Annotated in this window: 19 protein-coding genes; 8 read left to right on the plus strand and 11 right to left on the minus strand. The window is 56.4% G+C overall.

Going from position 1 to position 23,724, the window contains the following annotated elements; genetic code table 11:
* Positions 1-5: 5 nt before the first annotated feature.
* The 3 genes from lpdA to aceE are packed head-to-tail and all read right to left on the minus strand — an operon-like array spanning position 6 to position 6,202.
* On the minus strand, positions 6-1,778 hold the full coding sequence (gene lpdA, locus AC6I6N_RS04160; protein ID WP_094196831.1) for a dihydrolipoyl dehydrogenase: 1,773 nt from the start codon (positions 1,776-1,778) through the stop codon (positions 6-8).
* A 9-nt stretch (positions 1,779-1,787) separates the two neighbouring features.
* Positions 1,788-3,482, minus strand: coding sequence for a dihydrolipoyllysine-residue acetyltransferase (gene aceF, locus AC6I6N_RS04165; RefSeq protein WP_497943247.1), 1,695 nt, complete (start codon positions 3,480-3,482; stop codon positions 1,788-1,790).
* Between the two features lie 11 nt (positions 3,483-3,493).
* The gene (aceE, locus tag AC6I6N_RS04170) at positions 3,494-6,202 is read right to left on the minus strand and encodes a pyruvate dehydrogenase (acetyl-transferring), homodimeric type (RefSeq protein WP_094196833.1); all 2,709 of its coding nucleotides are present in this window, start codon (positions 6,200-6,202) and stop codon (positions 3,494-3,496) included.
* A 267-nt stretch (positions 6,203-6,469) separates the two neighbouring features.
* Here aceE and AC6I6N_RS04175 point away from each other — a divergent pair, with 267 nt between their 5' ends.
* Genes AC6I6N_RS04175 through AC6I6N_RS04195 form a run of 5 tightly spaced genes read left to right on the plus strand, consistent with a single transcriptional unit; the run spans position 6,470 to position 12,426 of the window.
* Positions 6,470-8,227, plus strand: a complete 1,758-nt coding sequence (locus AC6I6N_RS04175) for a PAS domain-containing sensor histidine kinase (RefSeq protein WP_094196834.1) — start codon at positions 6,470-6,472, stop codon at positions 8,225-8,227.
* Entirely contained in the window at positions 8,224-8,847 is a 624-nt protein-coding gene (locus tag AC6I6N_RS04180; RefSeq protein ID WP_094196835.1) for a response regulator transcription factor, read from the plus strand. The genes AC6I6N_RS04175 and AC6I6N_RS04180 overlap by 4 nt, the downstream gene beginning before the upstream one ends.
* Complete coding sequence (gene folD / locus AC6I6N_RS04185; protein WP_094196836.1) at positions 8,848-9,711, plus strand: bifunctional methylenetetrahydrofolate dehydrogenase/methenyltetrahydrofolate cyclohydrolase FolD; 864 nt, start codon at positions 8,848-8,850, stop codon at positions 9,709-9,711. It begins immediately after the preceding gene.
* A gap of 15 nt (positions 9,712-9,726) precedes the next feature.
* Positions 9,727-11,799 carry a M3 family metallopeptidase gene (locus AC6I6N_RS04190; protein WP_094196837.1) on the plus strand — a complete coding sequence of 691 codons (2,073 nt, stop codon included), beginning with the start codon at positions 9,727-9,729 and terminating at the stop codon, positions 11,797-11,799.
* Positions 11,800-11,814: 15 nt separating this feature from the next.
* Positions 11,815-12,426 carry an SCO family protein gene (locus AC6I6N_RS04195; RefSeq protein ID WP_230017992.1) on the plus strand — a complete coding sequence of 204 codons (612 nt, stop codon included), beginning with the start codon at positions 11,815-11,817 and terminating at the stop codon, positions 12,424-12,426.
* Positions 12,427-12,616: 190 nt separating this feature from the next.
* Here AC6I6N_RS04195 and fusA read toward each other — a convergent pair whose 3' ends face one another.
* Entirely contained in the window at positions 12,617-14,734 is a 2,118-nt protein-coding gene (gene fusA / locus AC6I6N_RS04200) for an elongation factor G (RefSeq protein ID WP_497943248.1), read from the minus strand.
* A 120-nt stretch (positions 14,735-14,854) separates the two neighbouring features.
* Here fusA and AC6I6N_RS04205 point away from each other — a divergent pair, with 120 nt between their 5' ends.
* A complete protein-coding gene (locus tag AC6I6N_RS04205; protein ID WP_094196840.1) occupies positions 14,855-16,069 on the plus strand; it encodes an SGNH/GDSL hydrolase family protein in 1,215 nt (404 codons plus the stop codon).
* Between the two features lie 83 nt (positions 16,070-16,152).
* On the plus strand, positions 16,153-16,506 hold the full coding sequence (locus AC6I6N_RS04210; RefSeq protein WP_094196841.1) for an ArsR/SmtB family transcription factor: 354 nt from the start codon (positions 16,153-16,155) through the stop codon (positions 16,504-16,506).
* 133 nt (positions 16,507-16,639) lie between these two features.
* Here the strand turns inward: AC6I6N_RS04210 and AC6I6N_RS04215 are convergent, their stop codons facing one another.
* Complete coding sequence (locus AC6I6N_RS04215) at positions 16,640-18,025, minus strand: dihydrolipoyl dehydrogenase (RefSeq protein WP_427955466.1); 1,386 nt, start codon at positions 18,023-18,025, stop codon at positions 16,640-16,642.
* 129 nt (positions 18,026-18,154) lie between these two features.
* Between AC6I6N_RS04215 and AC6I6N_RS04220 the strand changes: the two genes are divergently transcribed.
* Entirely contained in the window at positions 18,155-18,571 is a 417-nt protein-coding gene (locus AC6I6N_RS04220) for a MerR family transcriptional regulator (RefSeq protein WP_094196843.1), read from the plus strand.
* Between the two features lie 142 nt (positions 18,572-18,713).
* On the opposite strand, the gene AC6I6N_RS04225 is transcribed toward AC6I6N_RS04220, so the two are convergent.
* Genes AC6I6N_RS04225 through AC6I6N_RS04250 form a run of 6 tightly spaced genes read right to left on the minus strand, consistent with a single transcriptional unit; the run spans position 18,714 to position 23,718 of the window.
* Positions 18,714-20,000, minus strand: a complete 1,287-nt coding sequence (locus AC6I6N_RS04225) for a TRAP transporter large permease (protein ID WP_094196844.1) — start codon at positions 19,998-20,000, stop codon at positions 18,714-18,716.
* Between the two features lie 18 nt (positions 20,001-20,018).
* Positions 20,019-20,549 carry a TRAP transporter small permease gene (locus AC6I6N_RS04230; protein WP_159063932.1) on the minus strand — a complete coding sequence of 177 codons (531 nt, stop codon included), beginning with the start codon at positions 20,547-20,549 and terminating at the stop codon, positions 20,019-20,021.
* A 54-nt stretch (positions 20,550-20,603) separates the two neighbouring features.
* Positions 20,604-21,581, minus strand: a complete 978-nt coding sequence (locus AC6I6N_RS04235; RefSeq protein ID WP_159063933.1) for a TRAP transporter substrate-binding protein — start codon at positions 21,579-21,581, stop codon at positions 20,604-20,606.
* Between the two features lie 40 nt (positions 21,582-21,621).
* Entirely contained in the window at positions 21,622-22,155 is a 534-nt protein-coding gene (locus AC6I6N_RS04240; RefSeq protein ID WP_094196847.1) for a type II 3-dehydroquinate dehydratase, read from the minus strand.
* A 27-nt stretch (positions 22,156-22,182) separates the two neighbouring features.
* Positions 22,183-22,938, minus strand: coding sequence for an SDR family NAD(P)-dependent oxidoreductase (locus AC6I6N_RS04245; protein ID WP_427955459.1), 756 nt, complete (start codon positions 22,936-22,938; stop codon positions 22,183-22,185).
* A gap of 33 nt (positions 22,939-22,971) precedes the next feature.
* Positions 22,972-23,718, minus strand: a complete 747-nt coding sequence (locus AC6I6N_RS04250) for an SDR family NAD(P)-dependent oxidoreductase (protein ID WP_427955456.1) — start codon at positions 23,716-23,718, stop codon at positions 22,972-22,974.
* Between the last annotated feature and the right edge of the window lie 6 nt (positions 23,719-23,724).

Here is a 23,724-nt window from a genome sequence, read left to right on the forward strand (position 1 = left end):
TGGTATTACTTGCGACGGGCTGGCGGCAAGTCCGTGCACGTCCCTTCGGCAACGGCAGCCGCCTTGCTGACCGACTCGCACAAGGTGGGGTGCGGGTGGATGGATTTGGCCAGATCGACCGGGTCCACACCCATTTCGATAGCCAGCACCAGCTCGCCAATCAGCTCGCCCGCATTGGTGCCGACGATACCGCCACCCACAATACGGTGGGTTTCCGCATCGAACAGAACCTTGGTAAAGCCTTCATCACGGTTGTTCGCAATTGCGCGACCGGATGCAGCCCAAGGGAACACGCCCTTCTCGACCTTGATACCGTCTTTCTTGGCCTGATCTTCGGTCAGACCCACCCAGGCGATTTCCGGATCGGTGTAGGCCACCGAAGGAATCACACGAGCATCAAAGAAGGATTTTTCGCCGGCGATGACTTCAGCAGCCACGTGAGCTTCGTGTTCGGCCTTATGTGCCAGCATGGGCTGGCCCACAATGTCGCCAATCGCATAGATATGCGGCACGTTGGTGCGCTGTTGCTTGTCAACCGGGATGAAGCCACGGTCTGTAACCTGCACACCAGCTTTCTCGGCACCGATCTTCTTACCATTGGGCGAGCGGCCCACGGCTTGCAGAACCAGGTCGTAGCGCTGTGGCTCGGCCGGAGCGTTCTTGCCTTCGAAAGTTACCCAGATGCCGTCTTCGCGGGCTTCGGCAGCCACCGTGCTGGTTTCCAGCATCATGTGGTCAAAGCGATGCTTGTTCATCTTCTCCCACACCTTGACAACGTCGCGGTCTGCACCCGGCATCAGGCCGGTTTGCATTTCCACCACGTCCAGGCGTGCGCCCAAAGCCGAGTACACCGTACCCATTTCCAGACCGATGATGCCACCGCCTACAATCAGCATGCGCTTGGGCACAGACTTCAGTTCCAGCGCGCCGGTAGAGTCCACCACGCGTGGATCGTCAGGCAAGAATGGCAGTTTTACCGACTGACTACCGGCAGCAATAATGGCCGAACCGAACTTGATCACTTTCTTGGTGCCGTCGTTGGCGGTCACTTCGATGTGATTGGGGTCCAGGAACTGGCCATTACCGACCACAACCTGGACCTTGCGGCCCTTGGCCATACCGGCCAGACCACCGGTCAGCTTGCCGATGACCTTGTTCTTGTAGTCGCGCAGCGCATCGATGTCGATTTGCGCTTCGCCGAACTTGATGCCGTGTGTGGCCAGGGACTTGGCCTCCTCGTAGACCGCCACAGTATGCAGCAAGGCCTTGGAAGGAATACAACCCACGTTCAGACACACACCACCCAGAGTGCTGTAGCGCTCGACCAGAGCCACTTTCAGGCCCAGATCAGCCGCACGGAAGGCCGCGTTGTACCCGCCTGGGCCAGCGCCCAGAACAAGCACATCCACGGAGTCATCCGCAGCACCCTGATGGCTGGCCGCCTGCGGAGCAGGTGTCGAGGCCGGAGCAGCAGCGGCAGGCACAGTTGCCTGCGGCGCTTCTTCTTTGGCGGGTGCCGCAGCGGGAGCCGCTTGGCCTTCCGCTACTTCGATCTTGGCAATGGCCGAACCCTGGGAGACTTTGTCACCCACCTTGACCAGCAATTCCTTGATCACCCCCGCCTGAGCGGCAGGGATTTCCATCGAGGCCTTATCGGACTCCACGGTGATCAGGCTTTGCTCGAGCTCGACCGTATCACCGACCTGCACCAGCACTTCGATGACATCTACTTCACCGGAGTCGCCGATATCCGGGACCGTCAGATCAATCAGACTCATGACAACTCCTTACAGTGCAATACGACGGAAGTCGGCCAGCATCGTTGCCAGGAAGGCATTGAAACGGGCAGCCGAGGCACCATCGATAACGCGGTGGTCGTAAGACAGGGACAGCGGCAGCATCAGGCGTGGCGCAAATTCCTTGCCATTCCAGACGGGCTGCATGGAGGAACGTGACAGACCCAGAATGGCCACTTCGGGCGCATTGATAATGGGTGTGAAATCCGTACCACCAATACCACCCAGCGAGGAAATGGTGAAGCAACCGCCTTGCATCTGGGCTGCGCTCAACTTGCCATCGCGGGCCGCAGCAGCCAGTTCGCCCGTTTCACGAGCGATATCCAGAATGCCTTTCTTGTCGGCATCACGAATGACCGGCACAACCAGACCATTAGGCGTATCCGCCGCAAAACCGATGTGGTAGTACTGCTTGAGCACCAGATTGTCGCCATCCAGCGAAGCGTTGAATTCGGGGAATTTCTTCAGGGCCGCCACGGCAGCCTTGATGACAAAAGCCAGCATGGTGACACGAGCGCCGGACTTCTTGTATTCCTCGTTCAGCTCTTTGCGAAGGGCTTCAAGAGAGGTAATGTCAGCCACTTCGTTATTGGTGACATGAGGAATCATGACCCAGTTGCGATGCAGGTTGGCACCCGAAATTTTCTTGATGCGCGACAGAGCCTGCGTTTCGACTGGGCCAAACTTGGCAAAATCAACCTTGGGCCAGGCCAGCACATCCAGACCGCCGACCTGAGCCGCCGTACCGGCTGCAATAACCGGAGCAGCGCCGCCAGCCATGACTTGCTTCACAAAGCCACGCACGTCGTCAGCCGTAATACGACCTTTATCGCCCGAGCCATGAACCTTGGCCAGATCCACACCCAATTCACGCGCAAATTTACGCACACTCGGTGAGGCGTGGGGCAGATTACGTAATGAGCCTTCTGCTTGGGCAAAGGCAGCCGTAGGCGAGACACGCTCTGGAGCCGGTGCGCCGGCACCGACCACGACCGAGGAGCTGGCCGCAGGCGCAGCAGCGGCAGCGGCAGCGGGAGCGGCAGGAGCGGATTCAGCTTTAGGAGCAGGAGCGGCTTCGGCCTTGGCCGGTGCAGCGGCAGCACCTTGCACGGTCAGTTCCAGAATGTCGCTACCCTGGCTGACCTTGTCACCCAGCTTCACTTTGATGGCCGTGACCACGCCGGCGTGGGAGGACGGCACTTCCATGGAAGCCTTGTCCGATTCCACGGTGATCAGGCTTTGTTCCACTTCGATAGTGTCACCCACTTGAACCATGATTTCGATCACGTCCACATCACGGGCGTCGCCGATATCAGGTACTTGAACCGTTACTTGCTGTTCACCACCCGCCGCAGCGGTTGCGGCGGCGGGCGCCGCTTCAGCCTTGGAAGCAGGCGTGGCCTCGGCCTTGGCAGGCTCAGCGGCAGGCGCTGCCTGCGCACTTTCGGCGGCTTCCAGTTCCAGAACCAAGCTGCCTTCCTTGACCTTGTCACCCAGTTTGACCTTGATGGACTTGACCACGCCAGCGTCAGACGATGGGATTTCCATGGAGGCCTTGTCGGACTCCACCGTAATCAGGCTTTGCTCGACCTCAATGGTCTCGCCTTCCTTGACCAGGATTTCGATCACTTCGACAGCGTCGTCAGCACCGATATCCGGGATTTTGACTTGAATGATATTGCTCATGATTCAGTCCCTTATGCGTGCTGCGGGTTGGCCTTGGAAGGATTGATGCCGTATTTGGCAATCGCCTCGGACGCTTTGCTGAACGGAATCTTGCCTTCTTCAGCCAGCGCGCGCAGAGCAGCCAACACCACGAAGTGACGATCAACCTCAAAGTGCTCACGCAGCTTGAAGCGGTAGTCGGAACGACCAAAGCCATCGGTACCCAGCACTTTCAGTGTGCGGTTCTTAGGCACGAACGGACGAATCTGGTCACCAAAGGCCTTGATGTAGTCGGTAGAGACCACGATAGGACCGTCGGTGTTTTGCAATTGGGTCGTCACGTACGGTACAGGCAGATCCTTGCCTTCCGGATTCAGCAGAGCGGCACGCTCGCAATCCAGACCATCACGACGCAGTTCAGTAAAGCTGGTGACACTCCAGACATCGGAGCCAATGCCCCAGTCTTTTTCCAGCAGATCTTGTGCCGCGATCACTTCGCGCAAAATCGTACCCGAACCCATCAGTTGAACACGCAGCTTGCTGTCCTTGGCAACCGACTTGAACTTGTACATGCCACGCAGGATGCCGTCTTCATCGCCTTCGACCAAACCAGGCTGAGCGTAGTTCTCGTTCATCAAGGTGATGTAGTAGTACACATCTTCCTGGTCCTGCACCATGCGCTTCAAACCATGCTGCATGATGACAGCCACTTCGTGAGCGAAGGTGGGGTCATAGGATATGCAGTTAGGAATCAGCGAGGACTGAATATGGCTATGACCATCTTCGTGCTGCAGACCTTCACCGTTCAGGGTGGTGCGACCGGCGGTGCCGCCCAGCACGAAACCACGTGCCTTCATATCACCGGCTGCCCAGGCCAGATCGCCAAAGCGCTGGAAGCCGAACATCGAGTAATAGATGAAGAACGGGATCATGATGCGGTTGTTGTTGGAGTACGACGTGGCCGCCGCAATCCAGGAGCTAAATGCACCCTGCTCGTTAATCCCTTCCTGCAACAACTGACCGTTGGCCGTTTCGCGGTAGTACATGACCTGATCTTTATCGACCGGGGTGTACTTCTGGCCTTCAGGCGCGTAAATACCGATCTGACGGAACAGACCTTCCATACCAAAGGTACGGGATTCGTCCGCCAGGATAGGCACAGCACGAGGCCCCACCTGTTTGTCGCGCAGCAAAGTATTGAGAAAACGGACAAACGCTTGCGTCGTGGAGATCTCACGGCCCTCGGCAGTGGCTTCCAGCATGGGCTTGAACGCGTCCAGTGTCGGCACGGTCAACTGCTCGTCCGCCTTGTTGCGACGCTTGGGCAGGTAGCCACCCAAGGCTTGACGGCGGGCATGCAGGTACTGCATTTCTGGAGAGTCTTCCGCTGGCTTGAAGTAAGGCAGCTCTTCCAGTTTGTCATCAGGAACCGGGATGTTGAAACGGTCGCGGAATTCGCGTACGGCGTCCAGATCCAGGCTCTTTTGTTGGTGCGACGGGTTCTTGGCTTGGCCCACGTGGCCCATGCCGTAGCCCTTGATGGTCTTGGCCAGAATAACGGTAGGCTGACCTTCGTGCTTGGTGGCGGCATCAAATGCAGCGTACACCTTGTGAGGATCGTGACCGCCACGGTTCAGGCGCCAGATGTCCTCGTCGCTCATGCGGCTGACCATTTCCAGCAGCTTGGGGTGCTTGCCAAAGAAGTGCTCGCGAACGTAGGCACCATCATTGGCTTTGTAGGCCTGGTATTCGCCGTCCACGGTTTCTTCCATGACCTTGCGCAGGATGCCTTCCTTGTCGCGGGCCAGCAAGGGATCCCAGTAACCGCCCCAGATCAGTTTCAGCACGTTCCAGCCAGCACCACGGAAGGTCCCTTCCAGTTCCTGGATGATTTTGCCGTTACCACGTACAGGGCCGTCCAGACGCTGCAGGTTGCAGTTCACGATGAAAATCAGGTTGTCCAGCTTTTCACGTGCCGCCAGACCAATGGCGCCCAGGGATTCGGGTTCGTCCATCTCGCCGTCGCCCAGGAACACCCAGACTTTACGGCCGCTGGTATCAGCAATGCCACGGGCATGCAGGTACTTCAGGAAACGGGCCTGGTAGATCGCCATCAATGGGCCCAGGCCCATGGATACGGTGGGGAACTGCCAGAATTCGGGCATCAACTTGGGATGCGGGTAGGACGGCAAGCCTTTGCCATCGACTTCCTGACGGAAGTTGTTCAACTGCTCTTCGGAGATACGACCTTCCATGAAGGCGCGGGCGTAAATACCGGGCGAGGAGTGGCCCTGAAAGAACACCATATCGCCGCCGCGATCTTCGGTTTCAGCGTGCCAGAAATGGTTTTGACCGCAGCCGATCATGGTGGCCAGCGATGCAAACGAGGCAATGTGTCCGCCCAAACCACCGCCATCGGGAGGAGTTTCGCGGTTAGCGCGCACGACCATGGCCATGGCGTTCCAGCGAATGTAGGAACGGATACGCTCTTCGAGCACCAGATTGCCGGGGTGGGCAGGTTCCAGACCGGGAGGGATCGTGTTCTCATAAGCCGTGTTGGGCGAGAACGGAATGTGAGCGCCGGAGCGACGAGCCAGATCGATCAGCTTTTCGATCAGATCATGGGCACGGGCCGGGCCTTCACGGTCCACCACCGCCTCCAGGGCGTCAAGCCACTCTTTTGTTTCTAGGGCTTGGTCTTGACTGACCTGAGCCGAACTATTGTCTTGGGTTGAGGACATATAGTGTCTCCATATATGTGGTAGTAGTCCGGTCTTGTTCGACGCTGAGCCGCCCCTCTAAGAAGAAGTAAAGCGATCCTGACCGAAGCGGGTATTGCGGACTGTGAGCGTTCAAGGCGGGGTACGCCTGCACCAAACCATTCTAGGAAAGAACACAGAAAGGCTCAAGCAAAATTTCATTTTATGGTATGTGTTTTCATAATACGAAATATCACTAAAAAAAATAGCCCTACATTACAATCCAGCCATACTTCTTTTCTTGCTGTTATGGCTACTCATCCCAAAAAGTCTCTGATCCCTTCAACCTTTTATGATCAGGCTAAGCAGAATCGGCGTGGATTCTATTGGCTGACACCGGTTGTCGTGCTGTTTCTCTACCTCTGTGTCATGGGGGTATTCCTGTGGCTGCAGCGTTTGCAAAACGATAGCGTCATGTTTGTGACCATCGATCAGGAAACGCGCCAGCAACGCCTGATGATGGTAATTCTGGCCCTGTCTCTGGTGATTGTGGTCAGCTTGCTGGCCCTGTGGCGCTATACCCGCTTTCGCACCCACGCCGAAGCCGCCCAGACTGCCGAGACCGGTTTCCGACGCGCCATGGAGAACTCCATGTCCACGGGGATGCGCGTGTTTGACATGCAAGGCCGCATTGCCTATGTGAACCCGGCTTTTTGTCGAATGATTGGCTGGAACGAAGCCGATCTGGTGGGTCGTACCGCCCCCTTCCCTTACTGGTTACCCGGCCGCCATCAACAGCATCAGGAAACCCTGGATCTTTTGCTGTCGGGCCGAACACCCAGCAGCGGTCTGGAAGTGGAGGCCCAGCGCCGTGATGGTTCGCGCTTTACGGCCCGTATGTATGTTTCGCCCTTGCGTGCTCCCAATGGAGAACAGATTGGCTGGATGACCTCCATGACAGACATCACCGAGCCCAAGCGCATTCGCGAGGCCCTGACTGCAGCGCACGAGCGCTTCATGACGGTGCTGGAAGGTCTGGATGATGCCATCTCCGTGGTGGCCGATACCTCCGACGGTCTGGAGCTGCTGTTTGCCAACCGCACCTATCGTCGCTTCTTCGGCGCCCAATCCAATGGTCACGCTGAATTGCTGGGTGGCCGCCTGGGCCGCTTCACCGATGAAACCGTTGAGATTTACTCCGAATCGGCGGCCCGCTGGTTTGAAGTTCATCACCGCATGCTGGCCTGGACCGATGGCCGCCGGGTACGCCTGCAAGTGGCGCGTGACATTACTGATCGCCGCAAGCACGAAGAAGCCTCACGCATTCAGCAGGAAAAAGTTCAGTTGACCAGCCGCCTGACCACGATGGGCGAGATGGCCTCCTCGCTGGCACACGAACTGAACCAGCCACTGACCGCCATCAATAACTACAGCATGGGCGCTGTCGCCATGTTGAAATCTGGCCGCTACCAGCCTGAAACCCTGCTGGCTGCACTAGAGAAGGCTGCCCAGCAAGCCGAACGTGCGGGCAAGATCATCAGCCGCATTCGTGAATTCGTGAAGCGCAGTGAGCCACGCCGCGTCCGCGTCAAAGTCATGCGTATTGTAGAAAATGCCGTCGGCTTTGCCGAAATCGACGCCCGCAAGCGCCAGATCGAGATTGAACTGAGCATTCCGGACCCCGTCCCTGACGTCATTGCCGACCCCATTCTCATAGAACAGGTATTATTGAATCTGCTCAAAAATGGGATCGAAGCCATGGAGCACAGTGAACATCATGTGCTTCAATTGGTGATTACCCAACAGGAATCGCTTTTGGAGATGGCCGTCATCGATCGCGGTCATGGCTTGAAAGACCCCGAGCGCCTCTTTGAACCGTTTTACAGCACCAAGTCCGAAGGCCTTGGGATGGGCCTGAACATCTGTCGCACAATTATTGAATCGCATCACGGCCGCCTATGGGCAGTCGGCAATCCAGAGGGTGGAACGATTTTCCGTTTCAGTCTACCTTGTGCGGCACCTGATGTAGTGGACACCCTTGATAACAAACTGGAGATACCCGAATGACCAGCCCGCAAATGCCATGCACCATTTACGTAGTCGATGACGACGAAGCCGTACGGGACTCCTTGCGCTGGCTCTTGGAAGCCAATGGCTACCGGGTCCGCTGCTTTGCATCGGGCGAAGAGTTTCTGGGCGCCTACGATCCTACCCAGGTCGCCGTCCTGATTGTGGACGTGCGCATGCCCGGCATGAGCGGCCTGGAGCTTCAGGAAGCCCTGATCACTCGTAAATCGAATATCCCGATTGTGTTCATTACCGGCCACGGTGACGTGCCCATGGCCGTGAGCACCATGAAGAAAGGCGCGATCGACTTTCTGGAAAAACCCTTTAACGAAGCCGATCTGCGCACGATTGTCAGCCGCATGATCGAGCAAGCTACCGCACGTGCCTCGCAAGCGCAGGCACAGAAAAGTCAACAAGAAGTCCTGGGCCGCCTGACAGCGCGCGAGCAGCAAGTGTTGGAACGCATTGTTGCTGGCCGCCTGAACAAGCAGATTGCCGGGGACTTGAATATCAGTATTAAAACTGTCGAAGCGCATCGCGCCAATATCATGGAAAAACTGGAAGTCACTACGGTTGCCGACCTCATGAAAATCGCCCTCACCAAGTCCGAGGATGCGTAAATGAGTGCTCGCATTATTGATGGAAAAAAGCTGTCCACCGCTATCAAGGCGGACGTTGCAGAACGCGTTGCCAAACTGAAGCAAGCCCACGGCATTCAAGCTGGTTTGACCGTGGTACTGGTCGGAGAAGATCCGGCCTCCCAAGTCTATGTACGCAACAAGGGTCTGGCATGTGAAGCCGCCGGCCTGAAATCCGACATCATCCGCCTGCCGGCCAACACCACCGAAGCCGAGCTGCTGGCCCTGATCACTCGTTTGAATCAGGACAGCTCGGTACACGGCATTCTGGTTCAACTGCCCCTGCCCGCCCATCTGGACGAGCACAAAGTCATTGAAACCATTGCGCCCCACAAGGACGTGGATGGTTTTCACGTCAGCAATGCCGGCATGCTCATGACGGGCAAACCCCTGTTTGCCCCCTGCACGCCCTACGGCGTCATGAAGATGCTGGAGTCCGAAAACGTGACGCTGCGTGGAGCAGAGGCCGTCGTCGTGGGCGCCAGCAATATTGTGGGCAAACCCATGGCCATGCTCTTGCTGGCTGCGGGCGCGACCGTCACCCTCTGTAATTCCAAAACGCGTGACCTGGCCGCCCAGACCCGCCGTGCCGATGTGCTGGTTGCCGCCGTAGGCCGCCCCGGCATCATTACTGGCGATATGGTCAAGCCCGGTGCGGTGGTGATCGACGTCGGTATCAATCGTGGCGCCGATGGCAAACTGTGTGGTGACGTGGATTTTGCCAGCGCCAGCGAAGTGGCCTCAGCCATTACGCCCGTACCCGGTGGCGTGGGTCCCATGACCATTGCCATGCTGCTGGTCAATACCTTGGAAGCGGCCGAACGCTCGGCCAACATCAGTCTTTAAATTAATCAACGGTTTATGACGACAAATCCCTTACTGGTTCCTATCGACAGTCTTATTGACTATCCCGCCATCCAGCCCGAGCACATCGAGCAGGCGGTGGACCAACTGCTGGCCTTGGCCCGCCAAGCCATAGACACAGTCTCCAACGACGATAGTGAACCCAGTTGGGGCAATATCGTCGAGCCCATCACCGACGCCACCGAAACCTTGTATCGCGCCTGGTCGGTGGCCGGTCACCTGAACTCGGTCATCAATACGCCCGAGCTGCGTGCGGTGTACAACCAGTGCCTGCCACGCATGAGCGAGTTCTCGACCTGGGTAGGCTTGAACCGTCCTTTGTTCCTGCGTTACCAGGCTCTGGCTGACAGCCCGGCCTTTGCCGCCCTGACGCCCCAGCGCCAACGTATCATTACCCTGGCCTTGCGCGATTTCCGCCTGAGCGGTGTGCAACTGGAAGGTCAGGCACGTGAAGACTACGCCCGCATTTCCGAAGAGCTGGCGCAAACCTCGCAACAGTTCTCCGAGCATGTACTGGATGCCATTGATCAGTGGTATTACCTGGTCACTGACCAGGCCGAGCTGGACGGCATCCCGGACGACGTGCTGGCCGCTGCCCAACGCGCTGCGCAAGAAAACGATCAGCAAGGCTGGCGTCTGACGCTGAAAATGCCTTGCTACCTGCCTGTCATGCAATACGCTCGCAACCAGACCTTGCGTGAGCTGATGTACCGGGCCTACACCACCATTGCCTCCGAACAAGGCGATGCCCAATTTGATAACTCCCAGGCCATTGAAACGTTGCTGGACCTGCGTGCCCAGGAAGCCAACCTGCTGGGTTTTGCCAGCTACGCCCATATGCGTCTGGAAACCCGCATGGCCGACACCCCAGAACAGGTGATGAGCTTCTTGCGTGATCTGGCCGCCAAAGCCCGTCCCTACGCCCGCCAGGATCTGGACGAGCTGCAAGCCTTCGCTCAACAAGAACTGGGCCTGGAAACCCTGCAAGCCTGGGATGTACCGTTCAGTGCCGAGCGCCTGCGCGAACAGCGCTACGCCTATTCGGAAGACGAGGTCAAACAGTACTTCACGGAACCTGCCGTTCTGAGTGGCCTGTTCAAAGTCATCCAGCGTTTATTTGACGTAACCTTGCGTGCCGTCGATATCCCAGCCTGGCATCCTGCCGTGCGCCCTTTTGAAGTGATTGCCTCCGATGGCAAGGTCCTGGGTTATCTGTACATGGACCTGCACGCCCGTCAAGGCAAACAAGGCGGCGCCTGGGTCGATAGCGAACGCAGTCGTCGCCGTCTAGGTGAAACGCTGTGTCTGCCGATCGCCTACCTGGTGTGCAACTTTGCCGAACCTCAGCCTGGCCGCCCTGCGCTACTGACGCATGATGATGTGATCACCCTGTTCCACGAATCCGGCCACGCCCTACACACGCTGCTCTCGCGGGTAGACGATCCGGCTGCCTCGGCCTTCTCCGCCGTGGAATGGGACGCCATCGAGCTGCCCTCGCAGTTCATGGAAAACTTCTGCTGGGAATGGCCCGTCGTGCAGATGCTGACTGCCCACGTGGAAACCGGCGAGCACCTGCCCCGTGCGCTCTACAACAAGCTGAACCTGGCCCGCAACTTCCAGAGCGGCATGCAAATGGTGCGTCAGCTGGAGTTCTCCCTGTTCGACATGCTGATCCACTCGCGTGACAGCGGCCTGAGCATTGATGCCGTCATGGAAATTCTGGATCAAGTTCGCCAGGAAGTCGCCGTGCTGTTCCCGCCTGAGTGGCACCGTTTCCCGCATCAGTTCTCGCACTTGTTTGCGGGTGGCTATGGCGCAGGTTACTACAGCTACAAATGGGCCGAAGTCCTGTCCGCCGATGCCTACTCGGCCTTTGAGGAAAAAGCCTATACCCACTCGGATGGAGCACGTGATACCCTCGACAGCAATACGGGCCATCGCTTCTGGCGTGAGATTTTGTCCGTAGGGGGCGAGCGCCCCGCTGCCGACTCCTTCCGTGCTTTCCGTGGCCGCGACCCTTCGATTACCGCCCTGCTTCGTCACAGCGGGCTCACTCCAGAGCCAGCCTAAACCCAGAGGACGTCCATGACACCCAGCCCAGTAAAGTCCATTCTTGTCTTGTTTAAACAGTTTGGCCTGACACTGGCGCTGGGCCTGTTCCTGCTAGGCAGCGCTGCCGCTGCCAATCTGCATCCCGTACGCGGCTTCCTGCCCGATCTGCGCTTTTCCCTGCAAGCCGCTGGTTCCAAAACACTCACCCAGGATGACTTCAAAGATAAAGTCGTCATGATGTTTTTTGGCTATGCCAGTTGCCCGGATATCTGCCCCACCACCTTGGCCCAGCTTGGGCTGGTCATGGAAGAACTGGGTAACGATGCCGAACAGGTACGCATCATCTTTGTCAGTGTGGATCCCCACCGCGATACGCCCGACTCCCTGGCCCGTTATATAGCCGCCTTTGACGGCAAGCACACGACAGGGCTGACAGGCTCTGAAAAGCAGATTGCCGATCTGGCCCGTCGTTACCGGGTCGCATTCCAGATTGAAAAACCCGATCCCAACGCGCCCGAGAACTACGAAGTCTCGCACAGCCGTGGTGTGTATATTTTCGATCAGCAAGGCAGGGCGCGGTATCTGGCACCCGACACCGAATCGGTGCAGGTTCTGGCGGACGGGGTACGCAGTCTGCTGAACTAAGCAGGCTTGGCCCTGAATCAAACCGCACATCAGACTGGCCAGCAGCGACAACACAGCAGCAACAACAACAACAACAACAACAACAACAACAACAACAACAACAACAACAACAACAACAACAACAGGCAAAGCATCAGGGGCGGGGGTTCCCGTGCCTGGTTAGACACAGGAAAACCCGCCCCCTTTGTCATCAGCCTCCCTGTCGTGTGCTCTGACGTTCTGCCACCAGATCCTGCACCATGGACCTGGGCACTTCCGCGTAGCGTTTGAACTCCATGCTGTACGTTGCACGGCCCTGGGACATGGAACGCAGCGTGGTGGCATAACCAAACATCTCGGACAAAAGCACTTCCGCCTTGATCAGCTTGCCCGCCCCCACCATGTCATCCATACCCTGAACCATGCCCCGACGGCTGGACAAATCACCCATCACATTGCCGGCATAGTCTTCAGGCGTTTCCACTTCCACCGCCATCATAGGCTCCAGGATCACGGGTGAAGCCTGTTTGGCCGCTTCCTTAAAACCGAAGATCGCCGCCATCTTGAAGGCTTGCTCGGACGAGTCCACGTCGTGGTAGGAACCGAAGGTCAAGGTGACTTTCACATCCACCACGGGATAGCCCGCCAGCACACCACTGTTCAGGGCCTCCAGCACACCTTTTTCCACTGCCGGAATGTACTCACGCGGAACCACCCCGCCCTTGATGGCATCGACGAACTCAAAGCCCTTGCCCGCCTCTTGCGGCTCCAGGGTGAAGACCACATGGCCGTACTGTCCTTTACCGCCGGACTGACGCACAAACTTGCCTTCGACATCACGCACGGTCTTGCTGATGGTTTCGCGGTAGGCCACTTGCGGCTTGCCCACATTCGCTTCCACACCGAACTCGCGCTTCATGCGATCCACAATAATTTCCAGATGCAGCTCACCCATACCGCCAATAATCGTCTGGCCCGATTCCTCGTCCGTGCTGACACGGAAAGACGGATCTTCAGAAGCCAGACGCGAGAGCGCAATCCCCATCTTTTCCTGATCGGACTTGGTCTTGGGCTCCACGGCCTGACGAATCACCGGCTCGGAAAACTCCATGCGCTCCAGCGTGATGATGGCCAAAGGATCACACAAGGTTTCCCCTGTGCTGACCTCTTTCAGGCCAACACAGGCGGCAATATCACCCGCATGCAGTTCATCGACCTCATGTCTGTCATTGGCATGCATCTGCACAATCCGGCCAATACGCTCTTTCTTGCCACGGCCCGGAATATAGACGCTATCCCCCTTGGCCAGCACACCGGAATACACTCGCACAAAGGTTAGCTGGCCGACATACGGGTCCGTCATCAGCTTGAATGCCAATGCTGAGAACTTCTCATTGTCGTCAGATTGGCGAGTGACGATTTCACCGGCCTCGTCCAAACCCTGCACAGCGGGCACATCCACAGGGGAAGGCAGCAGCTCCACCACCGCATCCAGCATGCGTTGTACCCCCTTGTTCTTGAAGGCCGAACCACACAGCATGGGCTGAATCTCTCCGGCAATGGTGCGCAAGCGCAGGCCCAACGTAATCTGGGCCACGCTTAAGTCACCCGTTTCCAGGTACTGATTCATCAGCTCTTCATTGGCCTCTGCCGCCGCTTCCAGCATGCGCTCGCGCCACTGTTTGGCCGGGGCCTGCAGATCATCAGGGATGTCCTCAAAACTGAATTTCATGCCCTGAGAGGCCTCGTCCCACACAATCGCTTTCATCAAGCGCAAGTCGATCACGCCTTTGAAGCCATCTTCAGCCCCCATAGGGATCACCACAGGCACAGGATTGGCCTTGAGTCGATCCACCATCATCTGACGTACGCGAAAGAAATCCGCCCCCACACGGTCCATCTTGTTGACGAAAGCCAGGCGCGGAACCTTGTACTTGTTGGCCTGACGCCAAACCGTTTCAGATTGCGGCTGTACCCCGCCGACAGCGTCATACACCATGACCGCGCCGTCCAGCACGCGCATGGAACGTTCCACCTCGATGGTGAAATCCACGTGGCCGGGGGTGTCGATGATATTGATACGGTGCTCGGGCAGCGAGCCATCCATGCCTTGCCAAAAGCAGGTCGTGGCCGCCGAGGTAATGGTGATGCCACGCTCCTGCTCCTGACTCATCCAGTCCATGGTGGCCGCCCCGTCATGCACTTCCCCCAGCTTGTGACTGACGCCGGTGTAGAAAAGAATGCGCTCGGTTGTCGTGGTCTTGCCGGCATCAATATGTGCCGATATACCGATGTTCCGATAGCGAGTAATGGGGGTATGGCGGGCCATGATAATTCCCTTGAAGTCCTTATACCTTGCGCAACAAGGCAGTTGGGCTCCTGTTTATTTCAGTGGTTGATAATCATCTAATAGTACGCCTACAATCGTACTATTAACAAGGAATTTTCTGTGCACCACTTATCTCAAGAACACTCAAAGTCATCCCACTGGATTGCCACCTGGACCGCCAGCACCCAACCGCTCTGGGGCGAAGAACTACCTTTCCCAAACAATATGGCAGCGCTAAGCGGCCAACAAACGGTGGCCTTGAGGTTGCGCGTCAGCTTGGGTGGGAAGCGTTTAAGACTGCTTTTTTCCAACGAATACGGCACACAGCCACTGATTCTGGGCCCGGTCAGTGTGGCACTTGGCTCGAACACACAGAAGCACCAGACACTACTGTTTTCCGCTCAACCACAGGCCGTTATTGCTGCGGGTAAAACGTTGCTCAGTGATCCGCTCGAGCTGGATATCCCCGATTTGGCCAGCCTATTTGTACGCTTCTATCTGCCCCAGCGTTGTCCCGTGTCCAGCTTTCATTGGGATACGAGGCGTACTGTCACCCTCCTGCCCGGCAACCAGACCTTGGTCGAGCACGTTGATTCTTGCACAGGCACCGAGATCACCGCCCTGCCTGTACTCGGCGCCGCCTGGGTCGAAACCAGCACAAACCGCAGCGTGGTGGCCGTCATTGGGGACTCTTTGGTTGATGGCAATGGCGTATCCATCGATAGTGATCAACGCTGGACAGATCATCTGGCAAAACACTTGGTGCCGCATGGCGTCGCAGTCGTCAATGCAGGGCAATCTGGCTCCCGGCTGCGACAAAATGGCATAGGCATAAGCGCCAAGATCCGTTTTGAACGTGATGTCTTAAACGTCCCTGGCATCCGACTGGGCATCCTCCAGGTCGGCCTAAACGATCTGGGTTGGCCGGGCACGCCGCTGGAACCGGACACAGCCCCCCCTAGCGCAGCAGTTCTGATTACGGCCTATCAAGACCTGATTGCTCAAGCCCATGCCAAGCACATCCCACTAGTAGGACTGACCTTAACGCCCTTCAAGGGAGCCTTTGGCGGCTCACCCTTCGATGCCTTCTTCACCCCAGAGAAAGAAGCCATCCGACAAGCGCTGAATACCTGGATGCGTAGCAGCCAGGAATTTGATGCCCTTATCGATCTGGACACGTTGCTACGCGATCCGCAAGACCCGCAACGCCTGCGAGCGGCTCTGGATGTGGGCGATCACCTGCATCCTCATAATCATGGCAATCAATTAATTGCCGAATCCATCTCCATAAAAACGCTGCTTTCGCTACTGCAGCGTTCAGAAATCACAGCATAAGCAGTAGCAAGGGCGACTAATAGGCAGGAGACGGTACGTGGACACAGGTACAATCACTGCGACGAATCAAGACAGGACTTTACATGCTTCCCAATCATCCCGAGCGCGCACAGATTCGCTTGGAAAATGTGCTCACGGCCCTGGGCAATCCTTTGCGCCTGGCCGTTGTACGCGCCTTGGCCTCGGAAGGCGAACGCGCGTGTGGCTCGCTGCTGCAAGGCCAAACCAAATCCACCATGACCCATCACTGGCGTGTATTGCGCGATAGCGGCGTGATCTGGCAACGACCCTCTGGACGGGAAAACCTACTGTCTCTACGTAAGGACGATCTGGAGGCACGCTTTCCCGGCCTGCTGCATTCCTTGCTAGGCGCACTGGAACATGACCCGGTAACCGAGGCGACCACCGCGCAACATCTGCAAAACGCCGCTAAATAATAAAAATGCCCTGAAAATCAAACTGCCCGCCCAAGGTCGGATCAGCATCCAAGCTTTGGCGGGCAGTTCAAATACAGGATCAAGATTCCCGGGGCAAAAACCCGAGAACGAAATCAACCCCATTCAGATGAGCTTACTTGCCTCGCAAGGCAGATTGAGCCTGACGCAAGGCCGTACGCAGACCCTCTTCCAATACAGGATGATAGAACGGCATCGCCAGCATCTGATCCAGTGTCAGCCCCATCTGCAAGGACCAGGCCAACAAATGAGCGATATGTTCGGCTTGAGGCCCGACCATCTCGGCCCCCAGGAACTTGCCCTCCTTGTCTGCATACACATGCAGCAAGCCACGGTTGACCAACATCACGCGGGCACGGCCCTGATTGCCAAAATTCACACTACCCGTCACTGCACCTTCTGGCAGCGACTTAAAGGGTGTGCCAACCACGGCCACCTGCGGATCACTGAACACCACCGCCATGCGGGCACGACGCGCCATAGGCTCGTCCTGGCCATTGCTGGCGGCCTGCAAGGCGGCCAGACGACCATCATCTGCTGCCTCGTGCAAGATAGGTGCGCGCTGGTTCACATCGCCCGCCAGATAGATAGAGGTGCCTTTCAGTTGCAAGCTGTCCAGGTCAAAGACCACCCGCCCTTTGCTATCCCATTGTGCAGGGGTATTGTCCAGGCCTAAATTATCCAACTGAGGTTTGCGGCCTGCCGCCCCCAGTACATAGTCGTAGTCCTCGACCAACTCCTTGCCATTCACCTGCAAGCGCACGCGCGCCTTGCCATTGACGACTTCACTACCCAATACAGCTACGTCGGCACGAATGTTCAGTTCCTGGCTGAAAATCGCTCGTCCGGCTTCTCGCACCTCAGGATCGGAAAGACCCGCCAGACTCTGACTACGGTTGATGATGGACACCTTCACGCCCAAGCGCGCCAGCGCCTGGCCCAGCTCCAGACCAATGACACCGGTGCCCACGACCAGCACACTTTCCGGTACATCCGTCCAGTCGAAAATCTCTTCGTTACTGATTAACAAAGCCCCCAGCGGCTCCAGCTCCTTGGGGCGCACCGGCGTGGAACCGGTAGCAATAATCACGTGTCCTGCAGTGATACGGGTATGGTCGTCCACTTCCAGCACATGCTCGGACACAAAGCGGGCATGGCCACGCACTTTGTCCTGGGCATCAAAACCTTCCACATCGTCCACCACAAACTGCACAAAGCGATCCCGTTCGCGGCGCACGCGGTCCATAACCTCTTTGCCTTCAATGCGGATATTGCCATCCACGTGAACACCAAAGGGAGCGGTATGGCGGGCATGATGGGCGGCATCGGCCGCTGCAATCAGCAGCTTGGATGGCATGCAGCCAACGCGTGCGCACATGGTGCCATAAGGGCCTGATTCGATCATCAACGTTCGTTTGCCGGCTCGTTTGGCCGTACGATACGCTGTCATACCTGCTGTCCCTGCTCCAATGACGGCAACATCACACTGAATTTCTTTCATCACCACTCCTTGAGTCCATACTCAGGCAATCAGGGGCCTGATGACCTACCTGACGGCCCGCTCTACAATGTGCAGAATTGACTCTTTCAATCATAACGCAGTCCCCTTGCACTGCCCCGAGGAAAGCCCATGCTGATTAGTGAAGCGGCCCGCGTAACCGGCCTGACACCCAAGATGATTCGGCACTATGAAGATCTGGGACTCTTGCATAGTGACCGTGCCCCCAATGGCTACCGCGTCTACCAGGATCAAGACCTGGATACCTTGCACTTTATTGTGCGTGCCAAGGATTTGGGCTTCAATCTGGCGGACATTCAGCAGTTGACCAGCCTGTGGCGCGACCAGCAACGTCCCAGCAGCGAGGTCAAGCAACTGGCCCAGGCACATATCAAGGATCTGGAAAGCCGCGCGGCTCTGCTGCTGGACATGGCGGCCAAACTGAGTGTGCTGGCTGAGCAATGCCAGGGCGACCACCAGCCAGATTGCCCGATTTTGGATGGGTTAGAGGGCGGTCATTGTTCCAGTTCGGTTCAGAAACCAAGTTAGCCGTGGGCTCATCCAGACCCATGCGACGCTTGTGGGCCTTCCCTGCCCGGACCGGTTAACAACAGGACCACTTTGAAAAAAAACCTCCCAAACCTTCATCAAGGTCCGGGAGGCAGCCGCCTTTTACCTACTTATACGTATCCTAAGAGCCCGCAACCAAATTAGGCAGCCACACCGACACTTGTGGGAACAAGGTCAAGAGAAGCAGTACCAGCAAAGCTGTTAACAGGAAAGGAGCAATACCCACCACACCACGCTCTAAAGAGATGCGAGCCAGCAAGGACGAAATATTCAAACACAAGCCCGCGGGCGGGGTAATCAAACCGATGCACAGATTCACGACAGTAACCACAGTAAAGTGCGTAGGATCAATACCCAATTTCATCGCAATGGGGTAAAGCACAGGAATCAGCATGACCAAAGCGGCATTGGTCTCCAGAAACATACCCACGATCAGCAACAGCACATTGACGAACAGCAGGAACACGAGCGGGTTGCTGATGTTTTCCAAGACAAAGGCGGAAATGGCCTCCGGAATGCTGACATAAGCCAACAACCAACTAAAAACACGTGCTGCTGCAACGATAATCATGATCACGGCGGTGGTATGGGCTGCGCCGACCAAACTATCGACAAAGACTTTCCAGGTGATCTGACGGTACACAAACGTACCGACTATCAGAGCATAAATCACCGCCATAATAGCGGCTTCGGTAATGTTGAAAATACCGCTGCGAATACCGCCCAGAATAAAGATCGGCAGCAGCAAGGCAAAGGCCGAGTTCTTGAATGTCGTCCAGATTTCCTTGCCCGAAGCCTTGCCTTGCGTGGGGAAATTATTGCGCTTGCTGATCCACCAGCTCAACACCAGCATGGACAACATATAAAGAGCACCTGGCACCACTCCAGCCAGAAACAACGTTGTGATGGATTGGCCCGTCAGAACAGCCACGACAATAAAGGGAATAGAGGGCGGAATAATGGGGGCCACCACGTTCGCTGCCGCAATGACGCCGCCCGCAAAACCGGGGGGATAGCCCGAGCGGATCATGGCCGGAATCATGATACGGCCCAAGGCGCTGGTATCTGCCACCGCCGAACCGGATATCCCGGCAAACATGCCAGAGGCCAGCACGCCGCTCATGGCCAAGCCCCCTTTGAAACGACCTAACAAGGCATTGGCAAAATCCAGCAGTCGGCTGGTCAAGCCACCGGAAGTCATCAAGCTGCCAGCCAATACAAAAAACGGGATAGCCAGCAAGGAGAAACTGTCCAGTCCGCTGAACAATTGCTGGGGAACCGCCATCAAACTGATATCACCCAGCACTACCAAAGCAGCCAGAACGCCCGCCGTGATGGCAAAGCCGATCGGCATGCCAATCAGCATGAGAATGAGCGTCAGGAGGGTAATTAAGGTTACGGTGATCATAAAAAGTGTTTTCCGTACTTAGGGATGCTCATCGGTACTGCCAGATGTCCAATCGGACTGACTGCCCAAGCGAATCAAGAGCAAAATGACGACACACAAGCCCATCCCTAGCCACAGGGACGCATAAACCCAAGACATGGGAATGTCCATCGCCGCCGATAGCTGAACCGCATTGATTTGCGCAAATTCCCAACCGTAGTAGGTCATGCTGAGCAGAGTCGCCAACATCAAAAGGTCGCGAATAATCAATACGCGCCGTTTGAGTTTGCTCGAAAGGTAATCTAGCAAAATGGTGACAGTGACATGACCACCACGGCGCAATACAGCCGCACTGCCCAGCAAGGAAATCCACACCATCAAGAAGCGAGCGACTTCCTCACTCCAGGAGGACATATCTTTCAGGACGTAGCGAGAAAAGATCTGCCATGCAATAACCGCACACATCACAAACATCATGCTGCCGATAATCCAGTCCAGCGCCTTTTCAATAACAGACGCGCTTTTATCGGCCCAATTTTCTGTTTTGGTCGGTACGTTGTTAGTTGTCATAACTTTTACCTGTGGGGTCGGGACATGCGGGTGACACATGTCCCGATTTTTTCATTATTGAACGGCGCGGATTTTATCCAGCCAAACCTGCAGCTCGGGGAACTCTGCATCCATGGCTTTAATCTTGGTCGCAAAGGCTTCGCGGTCAACGGCGTTAAATGCCATGCCTTTTCCGATCAGGAACTGCTTCATGTTTTCCTCTTCCGCTATCATGCGATCTGTGGCCTCTTGCATCACACGCTCGCCCTCTTCCTGCAAAATCTGCCGTGTCTCTTCGGGCAGTTTTTTGAAGTAGGCGTCCGAATAAATCAAGGTCATCGCGCCGATGGTGTGCTGAGTTTCAGCCACGTTCTTTTGCACCTCGAACAGATTGACGTTCTTGATCACTTCCAGGGGGTTTTCCTGACCATCGATCATGCCGTGCTGCAAGGAGGTGAACAGCTCAGCCATGCCCATAGGCACCGGACTGGCACCCAGCGTGGTCCAGGTGCTGCGATACATGCGCAGTGGCGGGACACGCATTTTCAGGCCGTGCAAATCGTCCGGGTTTTGAATCACACGGTTTGAAGTCAGGTAGCGAGCGCCACGATAGGCTGCACCCACCAGCTTGAAGCCGCTTTCCTTGGCGATCTGCTCATACAGCGCTTGGCCAACCGGGCCGTTGTACACAGCACGGTAGTGATCCATATCGCGAATCAGGTAAGGATAAGCTTCGACACCGGCTGACTTGGCGTAACGGTCCAACGCCCCCACACTTTGCAGCACAATGTGATTGGTGCCCATGCGCAAGCCTTCGATGGACTGAGGCCAGTCACCTGTCAAGCCGTTGGCATCGATATTGATTTTGATTTTCCCGCCTGAACGCTCTTCAACAGCCGCTTTAAAGCGCTCTGCTGTTTGTCCCCAGTGATCCTGGACAGCATAAATATGTGCAAACTTCAACGTGACCGGTTTGATTTCTGCCTGGGCGGCAACGCTGCTGAACAAACCGACTGCGGCAAAAATGGTAGCAAGTAGAGAAAACTTTTTCATGTCTTCCTCCGTATTAATCGTTATATGAGATAAAGAGAAACTACTGACCCGAAGGTCGCCCCAGGAAGCTCTGATCATCCAGAGCCAAGGTCAAGGCGGTCAGCGCAGCCAGGTAGCTGTAATGACGCATGCCCATGCAAATGCCAGTAGCGGTATGGGTAAAACTGGATTGAATACTGCCACCGCCCAGACCACGGGCAGCGCCAGCACTGGCCGCAATATTCGAAAAATGAACTTCCATCACGGGCAGCTCCGTGTCTTCCAGGGCATGGCGTACGCCCTCGCCAATGGTGGTCAAGCCAGCGGGGTTAATAAGGTAACCATCGACCCGATGAGCGGACTCGTGGATGTACTCCAAAATATCGCCCATGTGATTGGACGAAAAATTCTCTACCTCTACACCCAACTGCTCACCAAAGTTGCGCACACATCCCTTGAGCTCGTCCAGGGACTGAATGTTTCCATAGACTTTTTTGCTGCGCTTACCCAGGCTCGACATGTTCGGGCCATCAATCACAGCGATAAGGTGTTTGCGGTTGGAAGAACGGGTGATGGTGAAGTTATGTGCACTCATGCTCGGAAAGCCTCTTGCCAAGTGGGATTAGTTAAAACGCAGACCAGCATCCACGTTCAGTGTCTGACCCGTGATGTATTTGCTTTCATCGCAAGCCAGGAACATGGTGGCGCCAATCATGTCGCTGACATCCCCTTTACGTTTCAAGGTTTGGGCAGCGATAATGGCGTCCCATTGCTCTGGACGAATGGTGTCGCGTGGCACTTCGGTCACAATGCCGTGCGGACTGATGGCATTGACATTGATGCCGTACTCACCCAGCTCGGTAGCCAGGGCGCGGGTCAAGGCGACAACCGCCCCTTTTGAGGCCACGTAGTGCGCGTAGTTCGCGCGGCCCGTGACCACAACGCTGGAAGAAATATTGATGATCTTGCCGCTTTGCTGTTGCTTCATGAAAGGCGATACCGCCTTGGCGCAGTTAAAGACACCACGGGCATTGACGCCCATCACAAAGTCCCACTCGTTTGCATCGATTTCTTCAAATGGCTTCATTTTCAAAGTCGAGAAAACGGCTGCGTTGTTAATCAGAACGTCCACCGTGCCAAAGGCTTTGACCGCCTGCGCAACCATCTCGGCCGTGCTCTTGTCATCCGACACGTCGACCTTGACGGCCAGTGCCTGACCATTTTCTGCCTGAATTTCTGCGACAACCGCCTGTGCTTTGTCAATGTTCAAATCAGCGACCACCACTGCGGCCCCGGCCTTAGCAAATTCTTGCGCGTAGGCACGACCAATCCCTTGGCCCGCTCCGGTAATAATCACTGTTTTATTTTCAAATCTCACGATAGTTCCTTATTGGTATGGGTATGAATGTATTCAGGCAGGCATACGTAAGGTAGCCATACCACCATCAATATTGATGACGGTGCCGGTGTAAGACAGCGCCCCCGGGTGGGCAACGTGGGCAACCAGGCGGGCAACCTCTTCGGGCTGTACCATTTGGCCGGTGGGTTGGCGACGGTGAAACTCATTGCGCTTGGCCATCGGATCGCTAGCGCGCTTGGCCAGCTCGGTCATGAAAGGGGTGTCTACGGTGGCGGGGGCAATGCCCACTACGCGAATCTGCTCGGCAATCAAATCGGCGGCCATCGCCAGCGTCATGGACTGGATCGCCCCTTTGCTCGCTGAGTACAGCGCGCGCTCGGGTAAACCATTGATCGCCGTGCAGGAAGACATATTGACGATCACGGCATTGTTCGACTGACGCAAATATGGCAAACACGCACGCGTACTACGCATATAGCCCAGAACATTGATGTTAAAAATGCGCAGCCAGTCTTCGTCGCTGCCATCTTCTATCGTGCCCACAAAGCTCACACCGGCGTTATTGATCAAGACATCAATGCCGCCCTGTTCTTGGGCAAACCCGGCCAGCGCCAAATTCAAGGACTCCTGATCGGTCACATCGGCAATCAAGGCCGTGGCCCCTTGAGGGATACCCTCAGGCTGACGGTCAATCCCCCCCACAATGGCACCCAACTCCAGCAGGTGCTGGCATACAGCCTGGCCGATGCCGGCGGCAGCACCCGTGACAACCACGATTCGGCCTATAAAATCTGACATAACGGT

This window comes from Alcaligenes sp. LTN-3 (assembly GCF_059735605.1).

Coding starts and splice junctions, on each gene's coding strand:
- lpdA (WP_094196831.1), bottom strand. CDS start 1,778: ATGAGTCTGATTGATCTGACGGTCCCGGATATCGGCGACTCCGGTGAA.
- aceF (WP_497943247.1), bottom strand. CDS start 3,482: ATGAGCAATATCATTCAAGTCAAAATCCCGGATATCGGTGCTGACGAC.
- aceE (WP_094196833.1), bottom strand. CDS start 6,202: ATGTCCTCAACCCAAGACAATAGTTCGGCTCAGGTCAGTCAAGACCAA.
- AC6I6N_RS04175 (WP_094196834.1), top strand. CDS start 6,470: ATGGCTACTCATCCCAAAAAGTCTCTGATCCCTTCAACCTTTTATGAT.
- AC6I6N_RS04180 (WP_094196835.1), top strand. CDS start 8,224: ATGACCAGCCCGCAAATGCCATGCACCATTTACGTAGTCGATGACGAC.
- folD (WP_094196836.1), top strand. CDS start 8,848: ATGAGTGCTCGCATTATTGATGGAAAAAAGCTGTCCACCGCTATCAAG.
- AC6I6N_RS04190 (WP_094196837.1), top strand. CDS start 9,727: ATGACGACAAATCCCTTACTGGTTCCTATCGACAGTCTTATTGACTAT.
- AC6I6N_RS04195 (WP_230017992.1), top strand. CDS start 11,815: ATGACACCCAGCCCAGTAAAGTCCATTCTTGTCTTGTTTAAACAGTTT.
- fusA (WP_497943248.1), bottom strand. CDS start 14,734: ATGGCCCGCCATACCCCCATTACTCGCTATCGGAACATCGGTATATCG.
- AC6I6N_RS04210 (WP_094196841.1), top strand. CDS start 16,153: ATGCTTCCCAATCATCCCGAGCGCGCACAGATTCGCTTGGAAAATGTG.
- AC6I6N_RS04215 (WP_427955466.1), bottom strand. CDS start 18,025: ATGAAAGAAATTCAGTGTGATGTTGCCGTCATTGGAGCAGGGACAGCA.
- AC6I6N_RS04220 (WP_094196843.1), top strand. CDS start 18,155: ATGCTGATTAGTGAAGCGGCCCGCGTAACCGGCCTGACACCCAAGATG.
- AC6I6N_RS04225 (WP_094196844.1), bottom strand. CDS start 20,000: ATGATCACCGTAACCTTAATTACCCTCCTGACGCTCATTCTCATGCTG.
- AC6I6N_RS04230 (WP_159063932.1), bottom strand. CDS start 20,549: ATGACAACTAACAACGTACCGACCAAAACAGAAAATTGGGCCGATAAA.
- AC6I6N_RS04235 (WP_159063933.1), bottom strand. CDS start 21,581: ATGAAAAAGTTTTCTCTACTTGCTACCATTTTTGCCGCAGTCGGTTTG.
- AC6I6N_RS04240 (WP_094196847.1), bottom strand. CDS start 22,155: ATGAGTGCACATAACTTCACCATCACCCGTTCTTCCAACCGCAAACAC.
- AC6I6N_RS04250 (WP_427955456.1), bottom strand. CDS start 23,718: ATGTCAGATTTTATAGGCCGAATCGTGGTTGTCACGGGTGCTGCCGCC.